Genomic DNA, 20,983 nt, shown 5'->3' with positions numbered 1-20,983 from the left:
TTATTCAAACTCGAATAGAGGCTGGTCAAACTCAACAGCTGAGCCATTCTCAACCAAAATCTTCTTAATTACACCTGAACGGTCAGCCTGAATCTGATTCATCATCTTCATAGCTTCAATAATACATAGAGTGTCGCCTTCCTTAACAGAAGCACCTTCCTCAACGAAAGGAGCAGCGGTAGGACTAGCTGAACGGTAGAAAGTACCAACCATTGGTGACTTCATAAGCTTTGCAGCATCAGGAGCTGCTGGAGCAGCTGCTGGAGCAGGAGCTGGAGCTGCAGCTGCTGGAGCTGCCTGTACAACAGGAGCAGCAACTGGAGCTGAAATTACAGTCTGAACTGACTGAGCAACAGCCTTTTCACGAGTAATCTTTAACTCTTCTTCGCCTTGCTTTAAGTTAATCTCAGAAACATCTGATTTTGAAACAATCTCAATAAGCTTAGCAATCTTATGAATATCAATTTGCATAAAATATCCTAATTTAGTTATTTCTAAATCTTAACGGTTACGGCCTAAGAAATCGACAGCGGATCTTAAGGCATATTCATAACCATTAAGTCCGAAACCGGCAATGACTCCAACGGCCACATCAGAAAGATAAGAATGATGCCTGAATTCTTCTCTTCTGTGAACATTGGAAATATGAATCTCATAAAAAGGCAAATCAACTCCGGTTAAAGCATCACGAATAGCAACGCTGGTATGAGTGTAGGCACCTGCATTTATGAGAACAAAATCTTTGTTTAATCTAGAATCCTGAATTTTAGTAACGATATCGCCCTCAGAATTTGACTGATAGCACTCGATATCAACATCCAATTCCTTTGCTACATCCTTAAGATGATTTTCAAGATCTTTTAATGATGTATGACCATAAATCTGAGGCTCTCGTACGCCCAGCAGATTAAGGTTTGGTCCGTTAACAACTAAAATTGAATGCTTTGCCAAAATTAGACTCCCGAATATCTTAATCCGCGCATTTTATCATTTTTAAGCGAAAGTGGCGCATTTTTTATTAAAATCACCAAATTTTTTCGTAATTTTTTACGATTTTTCGCTTATATCCTTATATCAGAGTAGTAAAAAAAAATTGCTTTTATAGTTTTTAAAAAGCATTTTTTGAGTGCGGCCCCAATTTTTTTTAAGAATCACAAAAAAAACAGTTTCTGTGAACTATTGTTTTGATTTTCATCAAAAATAACTGCTTTCTATGGTAATTTGTCCATATTTTCTTTTAAAAGTTCAATAAATCTTCTTGCGGCAATGGTAAGTGACAGTCTGTCTTTATAACCTATAGCCATTTTTCTGATTACAGGAGGATCTGTAGGTCTTAGTTCGAGATTGTATGCAATCCTCTTGAGCATAAGTTCTGCAAGCATACTTACACCTAAGCCGGCTTCAACCATATTCATAATAGTGTAGTCATCATGAATAACATAGCTGATTTTAGGGTGAATTCCCTGTTCCTTGAATGCAATAAGAGGTTCAGAATGATTTCCTTCCTCAAGAAGAATAAAGTGTTCACGTCCTAAATCCTTAAGAGAAACAACATCACATTTAGCTAGAGGATGACCAGGAGGAAGAACAGCCAGCATACGTCCATCCTTTACAGGAGAGGTCTTGATACCGCTAACAGCATCCGGGTTTACAAATCCAAAATCAACTGCGCCGGTTTTAATCCACTCTGTAATTGAAACATAGTCGCCTTCGAGCAGTACAAATTCGATTGCAGGGTATTTCTTTTTAAACTCACTAATAAGAATTGGCAGCCAGTGCGTGGAAATACTTCCCATGGTTCCGATTCTGATTGTTCCTGTTTCCAGACCTCTTATTTCCTGAGCATGTTCTTTTACTGTTCTATATTCGTATACAAGACGCTGTATATGGGGGTATAATTTCTCGCCCTCTTTAGTAAGAGAAATTCCTGATTTAGATCTGTTAAGCAGTTTTATCTTAAGTTCATCTTCCAGAGAGGAAATCATCTGACTAATTGCAGACTGTGTGCAGTTCATGGCAGAAGCTGCCTTGGTAAAATTACCAAGTTCAATGATTTTATGTAATGCCAGATATCTATTCATATATATATGTGAACACCAAATACAGAAAACTGCGATTGCCCGAGATTTGACTAAGTTGAGACTAAGATGCCTCTACTATAATTATCTGCCAGATTCCAGAGCATATGGAGATTATTTTATGATAAAAGAATTAATTTTGTTGGGCACTGCTTCTATATTGCTTACAAATATCTCTACAGCATTTGCTGAAGGTATCGCTCAAACACCAAGACCATGCGAGTCTGAATTTAAGGGCCAGACTCATGGATTTGAGAAAAAGCTGAATATTATCGCCATCAGAGATCTGAAAAACGAAAAAGACGAAGAGATTGTTAGAGTGAAAGGAAAGGTCACAAAGTATTTTGGCGATGACAAATACGAATTTACCGATGAAAACGGCGATACTATTGAAATTGAATTAAACAAGGATAAAGACTGGTCCTTCATTCGTAAAGACGAAACCATTGAAGTTATAGCGCAGTATGACAAGGAATTCTTCTCAGCAGACAGTCTTGATGTCAAGTGCGCACTTCCTCCTGAGCATCCAATGACACAGATAGGAATCAGAATTCCTCCCAAAACAAACAGAAGGATGTAGCTCTTAACGCATTATTTTCAAAATAATTCTCCATTTTTGAGGTCTGACTATCCTCAGACCTCCTTCCACAGAATTCATCAAATCTTTCCTTCCTACCGGTTATTCAAAAAACCTATTGATATCAATAAAAAAACAGTATTAGCCAGAAAATAAAGTGACTAATAAAATAATTACACATAGATCACATAACAAGAAGTTATGATGACTCCAATTTTAGGAAAACAGAAAGTTTTCTTAAGTGTTACATCAGTTTTAAATGGGAGAAACTCATGAATAAAATAGATGTTGAAAATTTATGTGTAAAATACAAGACCCCCAATCAGACCTTTGAAGCTCTCAAAGATCTTTCCTTTTCTGTAAAGTCAGGAGAATTCGTAAGTATTGTCGGAGCATCTGGCTGTGGAAAAAGTACATTCCTGAGTGTATTGGAAGGACTTCTAAAGCCAACTTCCGGCAGAATCCTAATTGACGGAAAAGAAGTAAAAGGAACCGGTACAGATAGAGGTGTGGTATTCCAGCATTATTCTCTTTTTCACTGGATGACCGCACTAAAAAATACAGAATTTGGAATTCAGCAGGCTAAAAAACAGCTTAGCAGGAAAGAAGTTACAAAGCTTGCAAATCATTTTCTGGATCTGGTTCATCTTGAGCAGTTCAAAAACAAATTCCCCTCTCAGCTTTCAGGCGGCATGCAGCAGCGAGTTGCTATTGCAAGAGCTCTTGCCATGGATACAGATATTCTGATCATGGACGAACCCTTTGGTGCTTTAGATGCAAAGAATAAAAGTTCTCTTCAGGACCTGGTACTGGAGTTATGGTCATCTTCAGAAAAAAACAAGACAGTAATCTTTGTAACTCACGATATAGACGAAGCAATACTTCTGTCAGACAAGATTGTAGTTTTCTCTGAAAATCCAGGACATGTATATAAAGAGATAAAAGTTCCATTCGCAAGACCAAGAAACCGCTCTGATATTAGAAAAACCAGAGACTATGAAACACTACGTGCCGAGCTCATTGACTCACTGTATGGAAACGTTCGTGAGCCTGAATTTGAATTTGCACTAGCGGGATGATTTAAACAACATAAGGAAAAAAAAATGAAATTTAAGAACACATTAAAGGTTATATCTTTAGCTTTACTTCTGTCGGCAGTTCAAGGTTGTGGGGACGATAAAAAAACGGATGAACACGCAGCACATCAAGAGCATCAGAATCACTCTTCAGAACTTACAACCGTAAGAATAGGCTACCTGCCATCTCCAGGACATCTGCTGTATTTTCTTGCTAAGGAAGAAGGATTTTTTGAAGAGGAAGGAATTAATGCCGAGCTGGTTCTGTTTAATGAAAACAACAGTGAACTTGCCGCAATGGAATCAGGAAAAATCGATGTTGGCGCCTATGGATCAAGTGAACTTGTAAGTTATATGTCTGAAGGCCACAAGATTTCCCTGTTCGCAGGTGCAATGAAAACCGGTCATGGAATTATTGTAAAGGACAGGATTGTAAAAGGAATACCAAAGGAAGAATGGTCTATCAAACTACTGGCAGGCAAGAAGATTGGTGTGGAAGGCATTGGATCTGGACACATTGTAATCAGAGAAGCGCTGAAAAAACTCGGTTTGGATAAAGATACTGAATTCGTAATGTTCAACGACGGCTCTGATGTATATGCCTCATTAAAAAATGATGAAATCGATGCGGCAGTACTTTATGCACCTTACAGAATTCTGGCAGAAAACGAAGGCTATACAATTCTTGCAAACAGTGGAGATGTTGAAGGATTTGACAATCATGTCTGCTGTCGTCAGGCAATACTTACAGACAAACTTAAGGCAGAGCCTGAAACATACAAACACTTTATCAGAGCACTAATCAAGGCTTACAAATTCTATAAAACAAACGAAAGTCAATCAATTAAGGACATCGCCAAGTATGTAGACGTTGATGAAGATCTGCTACTTGCAGACACCTACAAATACGATAACGAAATTGCAAATCCGGATCCGGATCTGAAGCGAATGGACGTTTTCTATGACAGTCTTGTTGACCTTGGCTTTGTAAAGGAATTTGACATCAAGCCTAACTATACAGCAGCTCTATATGAGCAGGCACTAAATGAACTTGTCAAAGAAAACGAAAATGATGCTGTTTATAAAGAACTGTACCAGTACCATCAACGCTCTAACTAAATAATTATGAATTTAAAATCCGCTGTTTTTAATCTGAACAACTTATTTGTGCTCCTCTTTGTTCTAAGTGCATTTGGACTTGAGGATCATTTAAAGCGCTCCGCACAGAATGATTATGCATTAGGATTCATTCTGCTGCTGGAGGTTTCATTTTTCATTGTTTTGTTCCTCGCAAGAAAAGATGAACAGAGAACTCTGATAATGGACACATTTGCGATAATCAGTACATCTCTTTTTGTGTGGCTTATGTTAACCGCAAAGCTGAATATTCTTCCTGAGGATATCTTTAAGGCCCCAGGTGTAATCGTAAAGCAGTTTTTGGGAGACTATCTACGTCTGATTGTGGATATAGGCTGTTCTTTATCCATAATTGTTATCGGTTTTACGCTGGCACTTTCAGCTGCAATTCCTCTGGGGCTGTTTCTTGCCTTTAACGCAAGAACAGGAAGAGCATTCTCAAGTGTAGCAAGCTTCTTGGGCTCTATTCCTCCAGTAGTTTTTATTCCCTACACTCTTGCTCTGCTGCCTTCATTTAAGGCTTGTTCGATTTTTATTATTTTCATAACTTCATTCTGGCCTATTCTGACCTCAACAATGAATGGAGTTCTGAATGTTGATTCCAAAATAATAAATTCGGCAAAGGTTCTGAATCTAAAAAAAGCACAGATCCTATTCAAGATCATTTTACCGGCATCACTACCTCAGGTCTTTTCCGGATGCAATATCGCAATTTCACTGTCCTTTATCATGCTCACCTCGGCAGAGATGATTGGAGGAGGAAGCGGTCTTGGCTTTTATATTCAGTACTACGCGCGTTTTGGTAACTTCACCAGAATCATGGTTGGACTGGTGGTTTTAGGAATTGTAGTAAGTACTGTTACCTACATTTTACGCAAGATAGAAAACCGTTTTTTTAGATGGAAAGAATAGATACCGATGAAACAGATTAATTTAGCACTCGATACCGTTGAAAATCGAGAAATGAGATTAGGATCCATTACATCCTGGACTGGTACAGCATCAGATCTGGTGATGCAATCCAATTACGAAGGACGCAGTCTAATCAAAAGAGAGTTTGATTGCGGAAAAAAAAATGGATGCAGACTCTGCGAACTTGAGATGCCTTTCAATCAGCAGAGTATGTGTGCAAATTCAATTGCCTCATGTCAGGCAGGAAATCTTAGGGATTGTGTACTGATTCAGCATAGTCCGGTTGGCTGTACTGCCAGAAATCCTGAATTTAATCTTGCCATGCGTAATGGACTGGCAAGACGAAATCTCGAACCACGTAATATCAACATAGTTACCACAAACCTTATGGAAAACGATATGGTTTTTGGAGCAAGTGAAAAGCTACGAAAAACGGTTCAGGAAACTTTTGACAGATATCATCCAAAAGCAATCTTTCTGTCTATGTCCTGTTCTACCGCTATCATCGGTGAAGATATCACCAGTGTAGCGGACGAGATGGAGGAGGAGCTTGGCATCCCTGTAATTCCCCTTCACTGTGAAGGATTCCGATCAAAACACTGGAGTACTGGATTTGATATTGCCCAGCACGGTGTTTTAAGGCAGATAACCAAGAGGAATCCTAAAAAACAGAAAGATCTTATCAATATTGTTGCGCTATGGGGTACAGACTACTTTACCGATATGCTCAAACCACTGGGACTTCGTGTTAACTACATCATGGATATTGCAAGTTTTGATGAGCTTGCACAAACATCAGAGGCTGTAGCGACAACAACATTCTGCCATACTTTGGGCTCATATCTTGCCACAGGTCTTGAACAGCAGTTCGGTGTACCGCAGATTGATGCCCCACAGCCATACGGCATTAAAGGAACCGACGAATGGTTAAGAGCAATAGCAAGGGTTGTGGACAAAGTTGAGGAGACAGAAAAATACATACAGAGTGAACACGAGAGAGTTCACGACGAAATTGAATCATTAAAGACCAAGCTTAAAGGAGTAAAAGGCTTTGTTATTACTGGTTCCGCCTATGCTCACGGCCTGATTTCGGTTTTAAGAGAACTCGGAATTGAGGTTAACGGATCAGTTGTTTTCCATCATGATCCTGTTTATGACGGAGGCAAAGAAAACCAGGATACCTTAAAGACTCTGGTAGAAAACTATGGAGATATTCCAAACTACTCTGTAAGTAAGACTCAGCCTTTCCAGTTACCGGTAATTCTAAGAAATGTTGATACTGATTTCATCATTGTCCGTCACAATGGTCTGGCTCCTAATGCAGCCCGTATGGGAATTCCTTCCTTTGCAATGGGAGATGAGCATTTTCCTGTCGGATACGATGGAATAATCAGAACCGGCAAAGCAATTTTAGATATTCTTGCCCGAAAGAAATTCAATCAGGTTCTGAAAAGACATGTAAAACTGCCCTACTCTGACTGGTGGCTGGCACAGAACGATCCTTTCATACTCGCAAGAGATCCTGAACTAATCGAAATAGACCAGAGATAAAACAAAATGAATACAGCTAAGAAAAAAAAGAAGAACACATCAATCACTCATCCACATTATGCCTGCTCACTTGGTGCAGCCTACACAGTTTCAGCTATCAAGAATGCTGTACCTATAATTAACTGCGGACCGGGATGTGTGGATCAGCAGTATTTCACAATGTCATTCTGTAATGGTTTTCAGGGATCTGTCGGAATTGGAGGAGGAGATATTCCTGGAACTAACTCTGGTGAAAAGGAGATTGTTTTTGGAGGAGCTGCAAAGCTTGATAAAGCCATAAGCGGAGCAGTAAAGATCATGAATGGTGATCTCTATGTGGTGCTGACAGGCTGTTCTCCTGCCCTTGTTGGTGATGATGTGCAGTCAGTTGTCAGCCGTTATCAGAAACAGGGAATACCAATCGTAAATGCTGAAATACCAGGCTTTAAAGGTAACAATATCTATGGACACGAGGTCGTAGTTAACTCGATTATCGAACAGTTTGTAGAAAAGAATTACGTCAAAGGAGAGAAGCAGAAAAATCTCGTAAATCTCTTTTTTGAAATTCCTTACTTCAACACTTTCTGGAGAGGTGACTACGAGGAAATAGTTCGCATCCTGCAGAACAGCGGCTTTGAGGTGAATATTCTTTTTGGACCGGAAAGTCAGGGGGGCAAAGACTGGCTGAATATTCCAAACGCAGCATTTAATCTTGTAATCTCACCATGGGTTGGACTAAGTACAGCAAAGCTGTTAGAGGAGAAATTCGATCAGCCTTACCTGCATATTCCGGTTATACCTATCGGTGAAGAGGAAACCACCAGATTTGTCAGAAAGGTTGTGGAATTTTCAGGAATAGCAAATACTCAGAGCGAACGATTCATCAAAAAGGAAGCTGACAAGTATTACTACTATCTTGATCATTTTGCAGATTTCTTTGCAGAGTACTGGTTCGGATTTCCTTCCCAGTTTGCTGTAGTTTCAGATTCTGCCTACAACCTGGCATTTACACGATTTCTCTCTGATCAGATGGGACTTATTCCGGTAAAGCAGATTATTACAGATAATACTCCTGAAGCACACAAGGACAACATCAAGGATATATATCACAATATAACAGAGGGTGTTGATGTGGATGTTCAGTTTATAGAGGATGGATATATAGCAGAGCAGCAGATCAAAGATACTGATTTTGGAAGTGGAACGCCTCTTATCATCGGCTCCTCATGGGAGAGAGACGTTGCAAAGGAAAAAGGAGCGGTTCTGCTAGAAGTTGGAACCATTACCACAGAGGAGGTGGTGATCAACCGTTCTTACGTTGGATATAAAGGCGCTCTGAGTCTGATTGAGCAGATTTACTCATCCGCAGTTAGAGAAAATCCTTAGAAACCAGAGTTTATTTGAAAAGAAACACTAATGCCGATTTTAAAAATCGGCATTTTTTTGGTAATTATACGTTTTATTTTTATCTATTAGTTTTTCTAATATATCAATAAGATATTTTTGATTTACTAATAAGTAATTAGACTGTAATCTAGCCTCATAAAAGATAAATATTGAGGTGTGGTTATGAGTATCAGAAAACTAAGATTACTATATGTATGTATGATCGCTTTCTGTGCCTGTCTTGTCTATGCTGTAAGTTCAGGCATACGTTCAAACCTTGCCCTTCTCCTGCAGCCAATCATGCTCAACAGCGGCGTGACGTATAGCCAGATAAGCTTTGTACTTGCTCTAGGTCAGCTGGTATATGGACTGGTTCAACCTTTATTTGCCTATCTAGCATTAAAGAAATCTTATGGATTTATGCTGACATTAAGCTGTCTTTTAATGTTCTCAGGTCTGTTTGCAACACCATTCTGTACCAGTGTAACATCTCTGACAGTATTCTTAGGAATACTTTTCCACGCAGGAACAGGTGGTACCTGTTTTGGTCTGATGATGGCTGTAGCAACCCCTGCATTGGGACTAGCAAGAGCTACTGCAGTTTCAGGATTCGTTAATGCAGGAACCGGCGTCGGCTCCATGTTTCTCTGTCCATTCATGAATGTACTGAATTCAAACTTTGGAATTCAGACAACCATGATGACCTTATCCGGACTTACTCTGATTATCATTCCTGTAAGTCTGTGGCTATCAAACCGCAAGCAGGTTATCTCTACAGCTGAAGATATAGATATTGGAATAGAAAGAAGCTCATTTTTAAGCGCACTCCATGACAGAACTTTTATTATCATGCTACTGAGTTTTGCTACCTGTGGCTTCCATATGTCTATTCTTCAGACACATCTGTACTCACAGTTTATTTCATATGGAATAACAGACAATGTAGCAACCTTAAGCTATTCACTTATCGGAATCTCAACCATGATAGGTGCTGTCCTATGTGGATTCTGCTACAGAGTATTTTCTCTTAAAAATGTTCTTGGCACCGTGTATATGTTAAGAGCAGTTGCAGCCCTTGCCTTTATTTTCCTGATGCCAAAAACTGTTCTAAGCGTAATACTGTTCTCTTTATGCGTCGGCTTAACCTGTGATGCAACAGTAAGTCCAACCTCTGAGATTATCCGTAACCGCTTCGGAATAAAAATGCTGGGAATTCTATTTGGATGTGCCTTTATCTTCCATCAGCTTGGAAGCTTTTTAAGTTCAAATGTTGCTGGTCTGATTGTAGATAAGACTCAGAGTTATGATCTGCTCTGGAGTATTGATATCATTCTGTGCATGCTTGCATCATTTTCGGTATATGCACTAGGCAGAGAAAAAGCACATCACAGAACATCCAAAACATTTGCAGGAACAGTATCTACTGCTAACTAATGACACACAAAGCCTCACTTGTATATCGTGAGGCTTTTTCAAAAAAATCCCCTTCTCCATCGTCATAAAACAGTATCCTGATCTAAAGGTGATCATTAATAAATAAAGTGATAGCCACGTCAAAAAAAATGATAAAATACCATTGCATTCTTTTTTATGCAGATGTTTTAACATCTGCATACCAACACTAAACAATACTGAGGAAATCCAATGAGCTTCATTAACAAAGCTAAGTCAATTGCAGAATACGATCCAGAGCTTTGGTCAGCAATAAGCGGCGAAAATCAGCGTCAGGAAGATCACATTGAGCTGATTGCATCAGAAAACTATGCTTCTAAGTGTGTTATGGAAGCACAGGGTTCACAGTTAACAAACAAGTACGCTGAAGGTTACCCAGGAAAGCGTTACTACGGTGGCTGTGAATACGTTGATATCGTTGAAAAGCTAGCAATTGATAGAGCATGCAAGCTATTCAAGTGCGACTTTGCAAACGTTCAGCCTCACGCAGGTTCACAGGCAAACAATGCTGTTTATGCTGCATTATGTCAGCCAGGTGATGTTGTATTAGGTCTGTCACTTTCATCAGGTGGTCACTTAACCCACGGTAGCTCTGTTAATTTCTCAGGTAAGGTTTACAAATCATACGGCTATGAGGTTAATGAGGCTGGTGAGTTAGACTACGAGGCAATTCGCAAGCAGGCTCAGGAAATCAAGCCAAAGATGATTATCGCAGGTTTCTCAGCTTACTCAGGAATCGTTGACTGGGCAAAGATGCGTGAAATCGCTGATGAAGTTGGTGCATATCTGTTAGTAGATATGGCACACGTTGCAGGTCTGATTGCAGCTGGTGTATACCCAAGCCCAATCGATCACGCACACGTTGTTACCTCAACAACCCACAAGTCTTTAGGTGGTCCACGTTCTGGCTTCATTCTTTCAAACTGCCACGACGAGACAATCTACAAGAAACTGAATTCTGCAATCTTCCCTGGTACTCAGGGTGGTCCTCTAGAGCACATCATTGCTGCTAAGGCAATTGTATTCAAGGAGGCAATGGAGCCTTGGTATGTTGACTATCAGAAGCAGGTTGTAGCAAATGCTAAGCTGTTAGCTGAAGAAGTTATGAAGCGCGGCTACAAGGTTGTATCTGGCGGTACCCACAATCACCTGTTCCTAATGGACTTCATTGGTCGTGAAATGACCGGTAAGGATGCAGAGGCTGCATTAGGCAAGGCATTCATCACTGTAAACAAGAACACAGTTCCAGGTGAGCCTCGTTCTCCATTCATTACCTCAGGTATCCGTGTGGGTACTCCTGCATGTACCAGAAGAGGCTTCAAAGAGGCTGAAATCAAAGAGTTAGCATCTATCATGTGTGACGTTTTAGATAACTATCAGAACGATGAAGTTATTCTAAAGTGCCGTGATCGTGTTAAGGCTTTATGTGCTAAATTCCCTGTATACAAAGACTAATCGGGTAACACATTTTGAATTCAGTATCAAAGACTGATAAGAAATTCATGATGCAGGCTTTAAAGCTTGCATCATGCGGTTTATATACATCCTACCCTAATCCACCGGTAGGATGTGTCATTGTTAGAGATGGTAAAGTAATCGGAAAAGGTTACCATCACAAGGCTGGTCAGCCCCATGCTGAGATTATGGCTTTAAAGGATGCCAACTATGATGTTGAAGGTGCAACAGCATACGTTACCTTAGAACCATGCTCTCATTATGGAAGAACTCCTCCATGTGCTCTTAAGCTTGTAGAAATGAAAGTTGCAAGAGTTGTCGTAGCAGCAGGAGATCCAAATCCACAGGTCTGCGGAAAGGGCTTTGAAATACTGAGAAACGCCGGAATCGAGGTTGTAGAACACGTTCTGGAGAAAAAATCACTATTTCTGAACCGCGCTTTCTTCAAATCAATAACTGGTGATTATCCTTACGTAAGTGTTAAGGTAGGAATGTCACTGGATGCAAAGACAGCTCTATCCAACGGACAGAGCAAGTGGATAACCAATGAAAAATGCCGTGCTAAGGTTCAGGATATCAGAGCCAAGTCAGACTGCATTATTACAGGTGTTAATACCGTTATCGCCGACAATCCTCAGATGAATGTCCGCTATGAGAATTTTTCCAGAAAGAAACTGGCAAAAATCGATAAGGAATTCATTCGTCAGCCACTTAAAGTAATTCTCGATACCAAGGGAATTCTTGATCTGAATAAATATCAGATCTTCTCCTCAGGAAATGTTCTGTGGGTAAACGGAACAGACAGCAAAGATAAGTATCTTGCAGAAGAAAAGATAAATGAGCATGTAACACGCCTTCTTGTGCCATTAAAAGACGGACACACCGATATAGATTCTGTACTGCGTTATCTGGGTACACTGAAAATCCGTCGTGTCATGGTTGAGGCAGGAGAAAAACTTACATCGGCTTTTATCAATCAGAATTTCTGCGATGAAATCTATGCATTTGTATCAGGAAAAATGTTAGGATCTGACGGGCAGAGCGCATTTAGCATTGAAAATGCCTTAAATCTTGATAGCTGCAGACAGTTCTATCTGCACAAATGCAAGAAACTAGGCTCAGATGCTCTGCTTCACTTCACCTCTGTTCAGTACTAGTATCGAGGCATTCTCATGTTTACAGGAATTGTAGAATCTGTAGGCACTTTAAAGTCATTATCCAAAAGAGGAAATGGCTACGAAATTGTCGTTGAAACCGCAGATAAATTTAATTTAAAAGATAGAGTCAGATTAGGAGATTCCATTGCAAACAATGGTGTATGTCTGACCGTAACTAAGATATCTGGTAACTGCTATTATGCTGATGTTTCAGCAGAAACAGTAGAACACACCTGCTTTTCTCACTATACACGAGGCCAGAAAATCAATCTGGAGCTTGCCTGTACTCCAAGCACTCATCTGGGAGGACACATCATGCAGGGACATGTTGATGGTGTTGGCGAAGTTGTAAAAAAAGCAGCTTTAGATGACGCAATCAATGTCTGGATTAAGGCTCCAGCAGATCTTTTAAAATACATTGCGCACAAAGGTTCAATCGCAGTTGACGGAGTTTCTCTGACCGTAAATGAAATTGAAGGTGATACCTTCCGTCTCACCCTGATCCCTCATACTCAGGATTCAATCAACTTCGGAAACTTTGAGCCAGGCTCTCACGTAAATCTCGAAGTAGATGTTCTAGCAAGATATCTTGAGAGACTGTTCCTTCAGAGCAGTGAAGAAAAAAAGCCTGTTAAATCAGGCATTACCATGGAATCACTATTAAGAAACGGTTTCTGATTCAGAAACTCCCTTTGCAGAGAATACAGTTTTTTTCAAAGAGATAAATCATGATTACATAGTAACCGTGATATCTTACAAAAAGATGATATAATTCTCTGCGTTGAAAAAACTAATTCGACAAAGAACAGGACAATCTGTCTCGGACAATACATGAATACTGACAAGTTCAGTCTCTTGAGAACGGGAAGATAGTCATTGATATATTGGAGATCATATGTCTGTCAAAATTATCGAAGGCAAGAAGCCTTGCCAAGATGGCAAATTCGCTATTGTTGTATCTCGTTTCAACAGCCTAATCAACGAGCGTCTGCTTGAAGGTGCTTTAGATACCTTAAAGCGTGAGGGCGAAGTTCCAGAGAAGAATATTACAGTTGTCCGTGTTCCAGGTGCAATTGAAATTCCAGTTGTATGCGAAAAGATTGCTGCATCAACCAAGTATGATGCAATTATTGCTCTAGGATGTGTTATTCGTGGTTCAACCTATCATTTCGAGGTTGTAGCTAATGAGTGTTCAAAGGGCATTTCTCAGGTATCATTAAGACATTCAGTACCAGTTGCCAACGGTGTACTAACAGTTGATACCCTCGAACAGGCATTAGAGAGAGCGGGATCTCATGTAGGTAACAAGGGCTCAGAAGCAGCCTCATCTGCACTTGAGATGGTAAACATTATTAAACAGTTCTAATTATAGGTAACAATTAAAGATGGATTCTACAGAAGGTTCAGTTACACCTGCACAGCGCCATAAAGCAAGACACTTTGCTTTACAGGCTATCTATCAGTGGCAGCTGACTGGTTATTCTGCAACAGAAATCGAAAAGCAGTTTTTAGAAGACCAGCCAATCAGAGGTGCTGATCTTGAGTATCTTCACGATCTGATTTCTGGTGTAATCAATAACGTTGATGAGATCGACGCTACATTCGCTCCTCATTTAAGCCGTCCTTTAGACGAGCTTGATCAGGTTGATAAGGCTGTTTTACGTGTAGGAACTTTTGAACTTATGTTCCGTCAGGAAGTTCCTTACAGAGTAGTAATCAACGAGTCTATCCTTTTAGCAAAGGAATTCGCTGAGCAGGACAGTCACAAATTTGTTAATGGCGTACTAGATAAAGTAGTAAAGGCTATCAAGTAAATTAAGGCCTGATAAGTGGCTATTAGTGAATTTGAACTAATAAAAAAGTACTTCACCTCAAATGACAGAGGTGAAGGAATTTCCCTCGGAATTGGTGACGACTGCGCACTAATCAATATTCCTTCAGAGTATGAGCTTGCAATTACAACTGATACTCAAAATGAAGGAATTCATTTTTTTAAAGACACATCCCCTTTCCTTTTAGGATACAAATCTCTTCTGGTAAATGTTTCGGATCTGGCTGCAATGGGAGCTAAGCCTTACTGCTTTACCCTATCAATCAATCTGCCGGATGCTAACGAAAAATTTTTAGAAGAATTCTCAAAAGGTCTTTATTCACTCTCATCAAAGCTGAATCTTCCTTTAATCGGAGGAAACACCAGTAAAGGACCGCTTTCAATATCCATAAGTGCATATGGTCTTGTCAGAAAAAACAGCGCCATGAAAAGAGCAAATGCAAGGGTTAACGATGGAATCTATGTAACAGGAACATTAGGACTCCCTGCCTTTGCTGTTGATCTTGGATACAGAAGTTCACAGATATGTAAACTTATGGAAAAGCTAAGCCTTAACAAAGAATATGATAGTATTTTTGATCACTGTTATAAAAAGGGAATGCTAATTGAAAACAGGTGCAGTTTCTCAACTGAGCTAAGCAGAATCTGTTCATGTGCAATCGATATTTCCGATGGACTTGTAGGAGATATTTCTCATATTTTAAAAGCCTCTAATGTAGGAGCCACCATAAATATTGAGGATTTGCCTAAACCTTCTGAGTTCAGTACATACAATCTCCCAGAAGATTATCAGGATCATCTGTGTTTATACGGCGGAGGGGATTACGAACTGCTGTTTACCATGAACGAGACAAACGAAGAAAAACTACAAAAACTGTCTGAAAGTTCTAACGTACCAGTAAAACGAATAGGAACCATCAAAAATGGTTCTTTAGAACTGTTAAAACATGGTAAAATGCTTGATTATAGAGAAAAACCTTTCGAACATTTTTAAAAGAACAATAATGGAGAAAAACTTGAATAAGTTATTTGCAAAAACTGCTATAGCAACAATTGTAGCAGCTTCAGTACTTACCCTAAGCGCATGCGACCACAAGTACCAGCTAGGTGGAAATTCACAGGCTCAGGCTTCAAATGTATTAACCTCAAACAGCACATTCGAGCAGAAAGCTGCATACGCTATTGGTGCTTCTTTAGGTGAGTACGTATCTCAGATGAAAAAGAATCAGGAACAGCTTATCGGCGAGATTCCTTCTGATGTTGTTATCGCTGGTTTCACCGATGGAGTACATTCAGTTTCATCTTTAAAGAGAGAAGAGATCGAAAACATTCTTAAGGATTTAGACAAGAAGATTCAGGAGAAGATCGAGGTTGAGACCAAGAAAGCTTCTGAAGATAATCTGAAGGCTGGCAAAGCATTCCTTGATTCTAATGCTAAGAAGGAAGGCGTTGTAACCACCAAATCAGGTCTACAGTACAAAGTTATCAAGCAGGGTGAAGGTCCAAAGGCTGTTAAGGGTGACATCATCAGCGTAACCTACAAGGGTTCAACCATCGACGGCAACGTATTCGATGAGCAGACCAAGCCAGTAGATTTCCCTCTGGACAATATGATCCCAGGCTGGATTGAAGGTTTACAGTTAATGAATGTTGGTTCAGAGTATGAGCTATACATTCCTTCAGCACTTGGCTACGGCGAGAATGCTGTTGGTCAGTTCATCAAGCCAAATTCTGTTCTTGTATTCAACGTTAAGCTTGTTGGTATCAAGAAGGCTGACGAGAAGAAAGACAACAAGTAATCTTATCTTTTGAAATTATTTATTGAGGATGGGCTTTGGTCCATCCTTATTATTTCTGCAATCATCTTAAACCTTAGCATAATTAGATAATTCGTGCTTTCATAACCTTCGCATAATCAGAGAATTTTTATTTTCTAAACCTTCGCATAATCAGATAATTTGTACTTTCTGAACCTTCGCATAATCAGATAATTTGTACTTTCTGAACTCTCGCTTAATCAGATTGGCGAATGCTACATTATTCAGCCCCAAAACCTTTCAATAAAAGATAAAATAATATGCATTCCTCCATACATGACATTCTGCCTGTAGAGAACAAAAGTGAAGGTTGGAGCTGCAATTCAAGCTACAGTTTTCTTGCCTTTGCTTTTACAGTCTTCAGCTCAGGAGTTGTATACCATTTAGGAATTGGCTTCTGGAAATCAGTAAAGTCATCACGAATACGATCAACATTCAGTTGCATCTTTATAAACATACTCTTGCTTTTAGATGCAATCTTTCCACTTTTCCATAAAGAATACATCGCACTGTAGAGAGCAAAACGAGTCCAGAATACAGAAGGAATTACACCGGAAAAATATCCATCTACAACACCGGCACAGAACAGAGGGTAAAGCCCTGCCGTTTCAAACTCCAGCATTGCAAAGTCCTCGCAGGCATCTCCTGGTCCATAGGTATAGGATGGAAGTAATATAAGAGAGGAATCACGGGTGATTAAAACCTTACTGTGATTTAAAGACCCATATCGCATCACCTTTCTGAAGACAGAGAAATTATCAAAGCGTTGAGATAATGCCTCAAGAGCATATTTGTCATTTTTGAAATGAGGCAGTACGGAGATGTATTCTGCAAGATTCTCCATGAAACCTTCATGGCGACTTACAGCTTTTTCGGTCTGAGCCTCAGTTAGAGGAACAGAATGAATATCCTTTAGAATACGCCCAAGTTTCTTTCCTGTAGCATACTGCCATTCCTTAGGTACAACCGAAAGAAAATCAGTTAAGAAACCTGACTCTGTATAAGAGAACAGAGCTGTCACAAGATTATTCTCATCACTGCGGTTAAGGCTTATTGGTTCAGGAAAATGCTCTTTAAGATAAGGGTGAAATAACTCTGCGCAGAGGAATGCCTTTTTGATTCGCCCCTGAAGTGAAATCTTTCCCTGAAGACACAGATACTGGTTACCGCCGTTTTTTACAACGGAGTAATCAATTTTATTTTTGTCAGTGAAAAGATTTCTATATGTAAGTTTCATAAATCAAAACAAAAAACTATGTCTTGATTTTATTGTACATTATTTTTATCAGAACGAGGATGAGCCTTATCATAAACCTGATGTAAACGTTCTGTAGCAACATGGGTATAGATCTGTGTTGTCAGAAGACTTGAATGCCCAAGAAGCATCTGAACAGACCTTAGATCAGCATCATGGTTTAAAAGATGAGTTGCAAAAGCGTGTCTAAAGGTATGAGGAGAAATCTTTGAAGTAATGTTCAGCTCTTTGCAGTAGCATTTTATACGGTACCAGAAAGCATTTCTGGTCATAGGAGCAACGCCTTTTCCTGACAGAAAAATATAAGGACTAACGCCTTTGGCATCCTTATTCTTTCGTAGGGTTGAAACATAGGTGTCAATCCAGTAAAGAGCAGATTCAGTAAGAGGAACAAGTCGTTCCTTATCTCCTTTACCTCTTACAATGATAAAGCCATCGGAAAAATTAACATTATCAAACTTCAGAGTGACCAGCTCGCTGACACGTAATCCTGTGGCATAGAGAGTTTCGAGCATTGCCTTGTCTCTAAGTCCTGTATGAGAACTGAGATCAGGGATATTAAGAAATGCTTCAACGCAGTCTTCAGATAAAACAGATGGAATATGTCTTACAAGCTTTGGATTGGCAATGTGAACACATGGATCTTCATCTATCTGCTTATCGGTTTTAAGATAAATACAAAGACATCGCAGAGCAACAAGAAATCTTGCTACAGTTGAGGGTTCACAGTTTTCCTTAAGCTTAAGATAGTTTTCAATATCACCAGAAGAGAAAGGAATAATTCTGGAGTTAGCTTCAGTGAGATAAGAAAAGAAAAGTCTCACATCACTAAGATATGATCTTATAGTTGAATCAGACATACCCTTTTCCAGCAGTAGATAATCACTAAAGCCTATAAGAATACGTTCTGATTCATCAATTCCCATAAAGAAAAAACTCTCAGATTAGTTTGCCTTTGAAAGCTTCATCAGCTGTGCCATTGACAGAAGTGAACGATGAGAGGTCTTCTGTACACTTGCAAAGAAACGATTGTCGTCCTTGATCAGGCAGAATCTGTATACACCATCTGATTTTGGATAGAAGCTGATTTCTTCGAATTTTGAATTGGCAGACAGTTCAACTGGAGCAGAACCTTCGTGCAGAATTCCTGGAGGATTTCTGTAACCGAAGTTAGAACCATCAGACCAGTCTGCATCTGCAAACTTAAACTTGTATGGAGCCCAGTCAGCACGTAGTGTTGCTACTGTGCAGTAGGTATCTTCATCATCCTTACGTAAACGATATGATTCTGATACCTCATAATCATTCATTTCCCCTCTTAGATAGACAGCTTTTTCATTGATAGAAAAACCGCCAGGAACCAGAGATGCTACAGGTGCGTTATTTGAAGAACATGAACTTAATAAAAAAACTGCAGCAACTGAGGTTATCATCATTTTTTTAGTAGAATTCACGATAATCCCAATTTAAAATTGATAGTAGTAAACTTAAAATCAGAACCTATTTTACACATAATTTAGGTAAAAAAGATAAGCCTTAAAACAAATTTTGACAGAGCCATTGTTTATGGATACGACAGAAGCTGAGAATCAGAAAAAACCTTTTGTGGTCGGACTTACAGGAGGAATTGCCTGCGGCAAGTCTTCAATCGCATCACTGTTTGCATCTTTAGGAGTTCCTGTAGTTGATGCAGACAAGGTAGCAAGAGATATTGTTGATGTTGGAAGTCCTCTATTAAAGATTCTGGCATCAGAATTCGGTGCAGATATTATTAACGAAGATGGCTCACTTAATCGCAGGAAGCTAAGAGAAATAGTTTTTGATCCAAATGATAAAGAAAAGCTTCTGGTTTTAAACAGTCTGATGGCACCAGCCATTCACAAGGAACTGAAGCGACAGATTCTGCTTAAGGGACAGAACGCAGATTATGTAATAGCAATGATTCCTCTGCTCTTTGAACATAAACTGGAATTTCTTGTGGACAGAGTTCTGGTTGTGGACGTTGACGACGATCTTCAGCTTAAAAGAGTAATGGCCAGAGACAATATTTCAGCCGAACTTGCGCGCTCGATGATTGAAAATCAAGTAAGTAGAGAATATAGAGTAAAAAAAGCTGATGATTTGATCGAATCTGACGATTCTCCCTTAGATAAAAAGCTTAATGTCGTGTTAAAATTACACAATGAATATAAACAACTGTCATCCCAGACAAACAACTAGAGAATCAATGGATCATGTTTAGTTACGATTTTCCTTTAAGTCCAAGAGCAAGAACATATTTAAAGCTTGAACGTGTAATTAAAAGCGCCGAAGCCTGTACAGATCTGGATTCAATCCAGCATGTAATGTTCGCTTTGCGATGTATTGTTGATTTCATTGATCTTGTTGATGGTTCCAGTGCAATCAAAATTGATCTGCTAAAGGATCTGGAAAGATGTGACGGTCAGCTTAAGAGCTGGCTTGAAGATCCTGAGTGTGATACAGAGTATGTAGAATCACTAAGAGACAAGATTAAGGAAGCAAAATCAGTTCTTGATTCTTTCACCAGACAGAGAACTGTTTTAAAGGATGATCCAATTATTGAGCTTATCAAACCAAGATTCCTGACACCTGGCGGTATTAACTGTTTCGATACTCCAATGTTTGATTTCTGGATTCACCAGCCTTTCGAAGAAAAGAAAGCGCGTCTTGAAAGCTGGCTTCATGAGCTTGACTGTATCAAGATCCCTGTGTTCACAATTCTCTACCTGTGGCGTCTTTGCGCAAATCCAACAGATAAGATTGCCAAGAGTGGATTCATGCAGGAAACTGCTGATACATGTGATCTAATTAACATCCAGTATGATTCATCTGTACAGGCCTACCCTGTTGTGAGCGGATTCCAGTCAAGAGTAAATATCAGATTCCTGCCTTTTGAGAAGGGAGCTCCAGTTGGAGATATTCCATTCAAACTCGCTTACATCAAAGGCAATTTACAACAATAAGAAAAATGAGTTTAAGAGATTTATTACCTGAAGGTACATTTGAGGAAATTCTGGAGGAGGCACATATAGCTCCAGAGGAACTGAACTCTGATGTACAGAATGATAATGAGCCTGTAAAGGTTAAATGTCCGACCTGCAATAAAGAGGTCATTTACGACAAGAGCAATCCTTTCAGACCATTCTGCTCTCAAAGATGCAGAATGACCGAGTTAGGAGCATGGGTGTCAAACAAGAGATTCATCAAAGGCACCTCACTTGATCAGGATGAAGATGGCGGCGACATCAACAATGTCGAATTCAGAAGCTGCCAGGATAGAGACTAACAACAACTAACAG

At 39.5% G+C, this 20,983-nt stretch carries 23 protein-coding genes; 17 read left to right on the top strand and 6 right to left on the bottom strand.

Annotated elements, in window-relative coordinates; translation table 11 throughout:
• The 3 genes from accB to B5D46_RS04410 all read right to left on the bottom strand — a co-directional run bounded on the left by accB (position 1) and on the right by B5D46_RS04410 (position 2,081).
• Positions 1–465, bottom strand: a complete 465-nt coding sequence (gene accB, locus B5D46_RS04420; RefSeq protein ID WP_031491071.1) for an acetyl-CoA carboxylase biotin carboxyl carrier protein — start codon at positions 463–465, stop codon at positions 1–3.
• A gap of 36 nt (positions 466–501) precedes the next feature.
• The gene (aroQ, locus tag B5D46_RS04415; RefSeq protein ID WP_200805015.1) at positions 502–954 is read right to left on the bottom strand and encodes a type II 3-dehydroquinate dehydratase; all 453 of its coding nucleotides are present in this window, start codon (positions 952–954) and stop codon (positions 502–504) included.
• Positions 955–1,211: 257 nt separating this feature from the next.
• Positions 1,212–2,081 (bottom strand): LysR family transcriptional regulator, encoded by an 870-nt coding sequence (locus B5D46_RS04410; RefSeq protein WP_031491073.1) that lies wholly within the window; start codon positions 2,079–2,081, stop codon positions 1,212–1,214.
• Positions 2,082–2,199: 118 nt separating this feature from the next.
• Here B5D46_RS04410 and B5D46_RS04405 point away from each other — a divergent pair, with 118 nt between their 5' ends.
• The 14 genes from B5D46_RS04405 to B5D46_RS04340 all read left to right on the top strand — a co-directional run bounded on the left by B5D46_RS04405 (position 2,200) and on the right by B5D46_RS04340 (position 16,390).
• Positions 2,200–2,658 (top strand): NirD/YgiW/YdeI family stress tolerance protein, encoded by a 459-nt coding sequence (locus B5D46_RS04405; protein WP_159443019.1) that lies wholly within the window; start codon positions 2,200–2,202, stop codon positions 2,656–2,658.
• Positions 2,659–2,927: 269 nt separating this feature from the next.
• On the top strand, positions 2,928–3,734 hold the full coding sequence (locus B5D46_RS04400; protein ID WP_078928407.1) for an ABC transporter ATP-binding protein: 807 nt from the start codon (positions 2,928–2,930) through the stop codon (positions 3,732–3,734).
• A gap of 24 nt (positions 3,735–3,758) precedes the next feature.
• Positions 3,759–4,850: an ABC transporter substrate-binding protein gene (locus B5D46_RS04395; protein ID WP_078928406.1), complete on the top strand. Its 1,092-nt coding sequence runs from the start codon at positions 3,759–3,761 to the stop codon at positions 4,848–4,850.
• A 6-nt stretch (positions 4,851–4,856) separates the two neighbouring features.
• The gene (locus B5D46_RS04390; protein WP_078928405.1) at positions 4,857–5,780 is read left to right on the top strand and encodes an ABC transporter permease; all 924 of its coding nucleotides are present in this window, start codon (positions 4,857–4,859) and stop codon (positions 5,778–5,780) included.
• Positions 5,781–5,786: 6 nt separating this feature from the next.
• On the top strand, positions 5,787–7,331 hold the full coding sequence (locus tag B5D46_RS04385) for a nitrogenase component 1 (protein WP_078928404.1): 1,545 nt from the start codon (positions 5,787–5,789) through the stop codon (positions 7,329–7,331).
• 6 nt (positions 7,332–7,337) lie between these two features.
• The gene (locus B5D46_RS04380; RefSeq protein ID WP_078928403.1) at positions 7,338–8,696 is read left to right on the top strand and encodes a nitrogenase component 1; all 1,359 of its coding nucleotides are present in this window, start codon (positions 7,338–7,340) and stop codon (positions 8,694–8,696) included.
• A 183-nt stretch (positions 8,697–8,879) separates the two neighbouring features.
• Entirely contained in the window at positions 8,880–10,130 is a 1,251-nt protein-coding gene (locus tag B5D46_RS04375) for an MFS transporter (protein ID WP_078928402.1), read from the top strand.
• Positions 10,131–10,340: 210 nt separating this feature from the next.
• Positions 10,341–11,603 carry a serine hydroxymethyltransferase gene (gene glyA / locus B5D46_RS04370; protein ID WP_031491076.1) on the top strand — a complete coding sequence of 421 codons (1,263 nt, stop codon included), beginning with the start codon at positions 10,341–10,343 and terminating at the stop codon, positions 11,601–11,603.
• Between the two features lie 14 nt (positions 11,604–11,617).
• Positions 11,618–12,760, top strand: coding sequence for a bifunctional diaminohydroxyphosphoribosylaminopyrimidine deaminase/5-amino-6-(5-phosphoribosylamino)uracil reductase RibD (gene ribD / locus B5D46_RS04365; protein WP_078928401.1), 1,143 nt, complete (start codon positions 11,618–11,620; stop codon positions 12,758–12,760).
• A 15-nt stretch (positions 12,761–12,775) separates the two neighbouring features.
• Complete coding sequence (locus B5D46_RS04360) at positions 12,776–13,438, top strand: riboflavin synthase (RefSeq protein WP_078928400.1); 663 nt, start codon at positions 12,776–12,778, stop codon at positions 13,436–13,438.
• A gap of 217 nt (positions 13,439–13,655) precedes the next feature.
• A complete protein-coding gene (ribH, locus tag B5D46_RS04355) occupies positions 13,656–14,126 on the top strand; it encodes a 6,7-dimethyl-8-ribityllumazine synthase (protein ID WP_031491079.1) in 471 nt (156 codons plus the stop codon).
• Positions 14,127–14,145: 19 nt separating this feature from the next.
• Entirely contained in the window at positions 14,146–14,574 is a 429-nt protein-coding gene (gene nusB, locus B5D46_RS04350; RefSeq protein ID WP_031491080.1) for a transcription antitermination factor NusB, read from the top strand.
• 15 nt (positions 14,575–14,589) lie between these two features.
• Positions 14,590–15,585 (top strand): thiamine-phosphate kinase, encoded by a 996-nt coding sequence (gene thiL / locus B5D46_RS04345; RefSeq protein WP_078928399.1) that lies wholly within the window; start codon positions 14,590–14,592, stop codon positions 15,583–15,585.
• A gap of 22 nt (positions 15,586–15,607) precedes the next feature.
• Positions 15,608–16,390, top strand: a complete 783-nt coding sequence (locus tag B5D46_RS04340; RefSeq protein ID WP_031491082.1) for an FKBP-type peptidyl-prolyl cis-trans isomerase — start codon at positions 15,608–15,610, stop codon at positions 16,388–16,390.
• A 346-nt stretch (positions 16,391–16,736) separates the two neighbouring features.
• Here the strand turns inward: B5D46_RS04340 and B5D46_RS04335 are convergent, their stop codons facing one another.
• From B5D46_RS04335 to B5D46_RS04325, 3 genes are read right to left on the bottom strand one after another with little or no spacing between them, the layout of a single operon-like run.
• A complete protein-coding gene (locus B5D46_RS04335) occupies positions 16,737–17,645 on the bottom strand; it encodes a hypothetical protein (RefSeq protein ID WP_078928397.1) in 909 nt (302 codons plus the stop codon).
• Positions 17,646–17,674: 29 nt separating this feature from the next.
• Entirely contained in the window at positions 17,675–18,589 is a 915-nt protein-coding gene (xerD, locus tag B5D46_RS04330; RefSeq protein ID WP_078928396.1) for a site-specific tyrosine recombinase XerD, read from the bottom strand.
• Positions 18,590–18,607: 18 nt separating this feature from the next.
• Positions 18,608–19,117, bottom strand: coding sequence for an early set domain-containing protein (locus B5D46_RS04325; protein WP_143675601.1), 510 nt, complete (start codon positions 19,115–19,117; stop codon positions 18,608–18,610).
• A gap of 112 nt (positions 19,118–19,229) precedes the next feature.
• Between B5D46_RS04325 and coaE the strand changes: the two genes are divergently transcribed.
• From coaE to B5D46_RS04310, 3 genes are read left to right on the top strand one after another with little or no spacing between them, the layout of a single operon-like run.
• Positions 19,230–19,883, top strand: coding sequence for a dephospho-CoA kinase (gene coaE, locus B5D46_RS04320; RefSeq protein ID WP_078928395.1), 654 nt, complete (start codon positions 19,230–19,232; stop codon positions 19,881–19,883).
• A 14-nt stretch (positions 19,884–19,897) separates the two neighbouring features.
• On the top strand, positions 19,898–20,647 hold the full coding sequence (gene zapD / locus B5D46_RS04315) for a cell division protein ZapD (RefSeq protein WP_078928394.1): 750 nt from the start codon (positions 19,898–19,900) through the stop codon (positions 20,645–20,647).
• Positions 20,648–20,652: 5 nt separating this feature from the next.
• Positions 20,653–20,970 carry a DNA gyrase inhibitor YacG gene (locus B5D46_RS04310; protein WP_078928393.1) on the top strand — a complete coding sequence of 106 codons (318 nt, stop codon included), beginning with the start codon at positions 20,653–20,655 and terminating at the stop codon, positions 20,968–20,970.
• Positions 20,971–20,983: the final 13 nt, after the last annotated feature.

This window comes from Succinivibrio dextrinosolvens DSM 3072 (genome assembly GCF_900167015.1).
In the GTDB taxonomy this organism is placed as follows: Bacteria; Pseudomonadota; Gammaproteobacteria; order Enterobacterales; family Succinivibrionaceae; genus Succinivibrio; species Succinivibrio dextrinosolvens.
The sequence above is the reverse complement of the archived record's forward strand: the minus strand, read 5'-3'. Positions and strand labels throughout refer to the sequence as shown.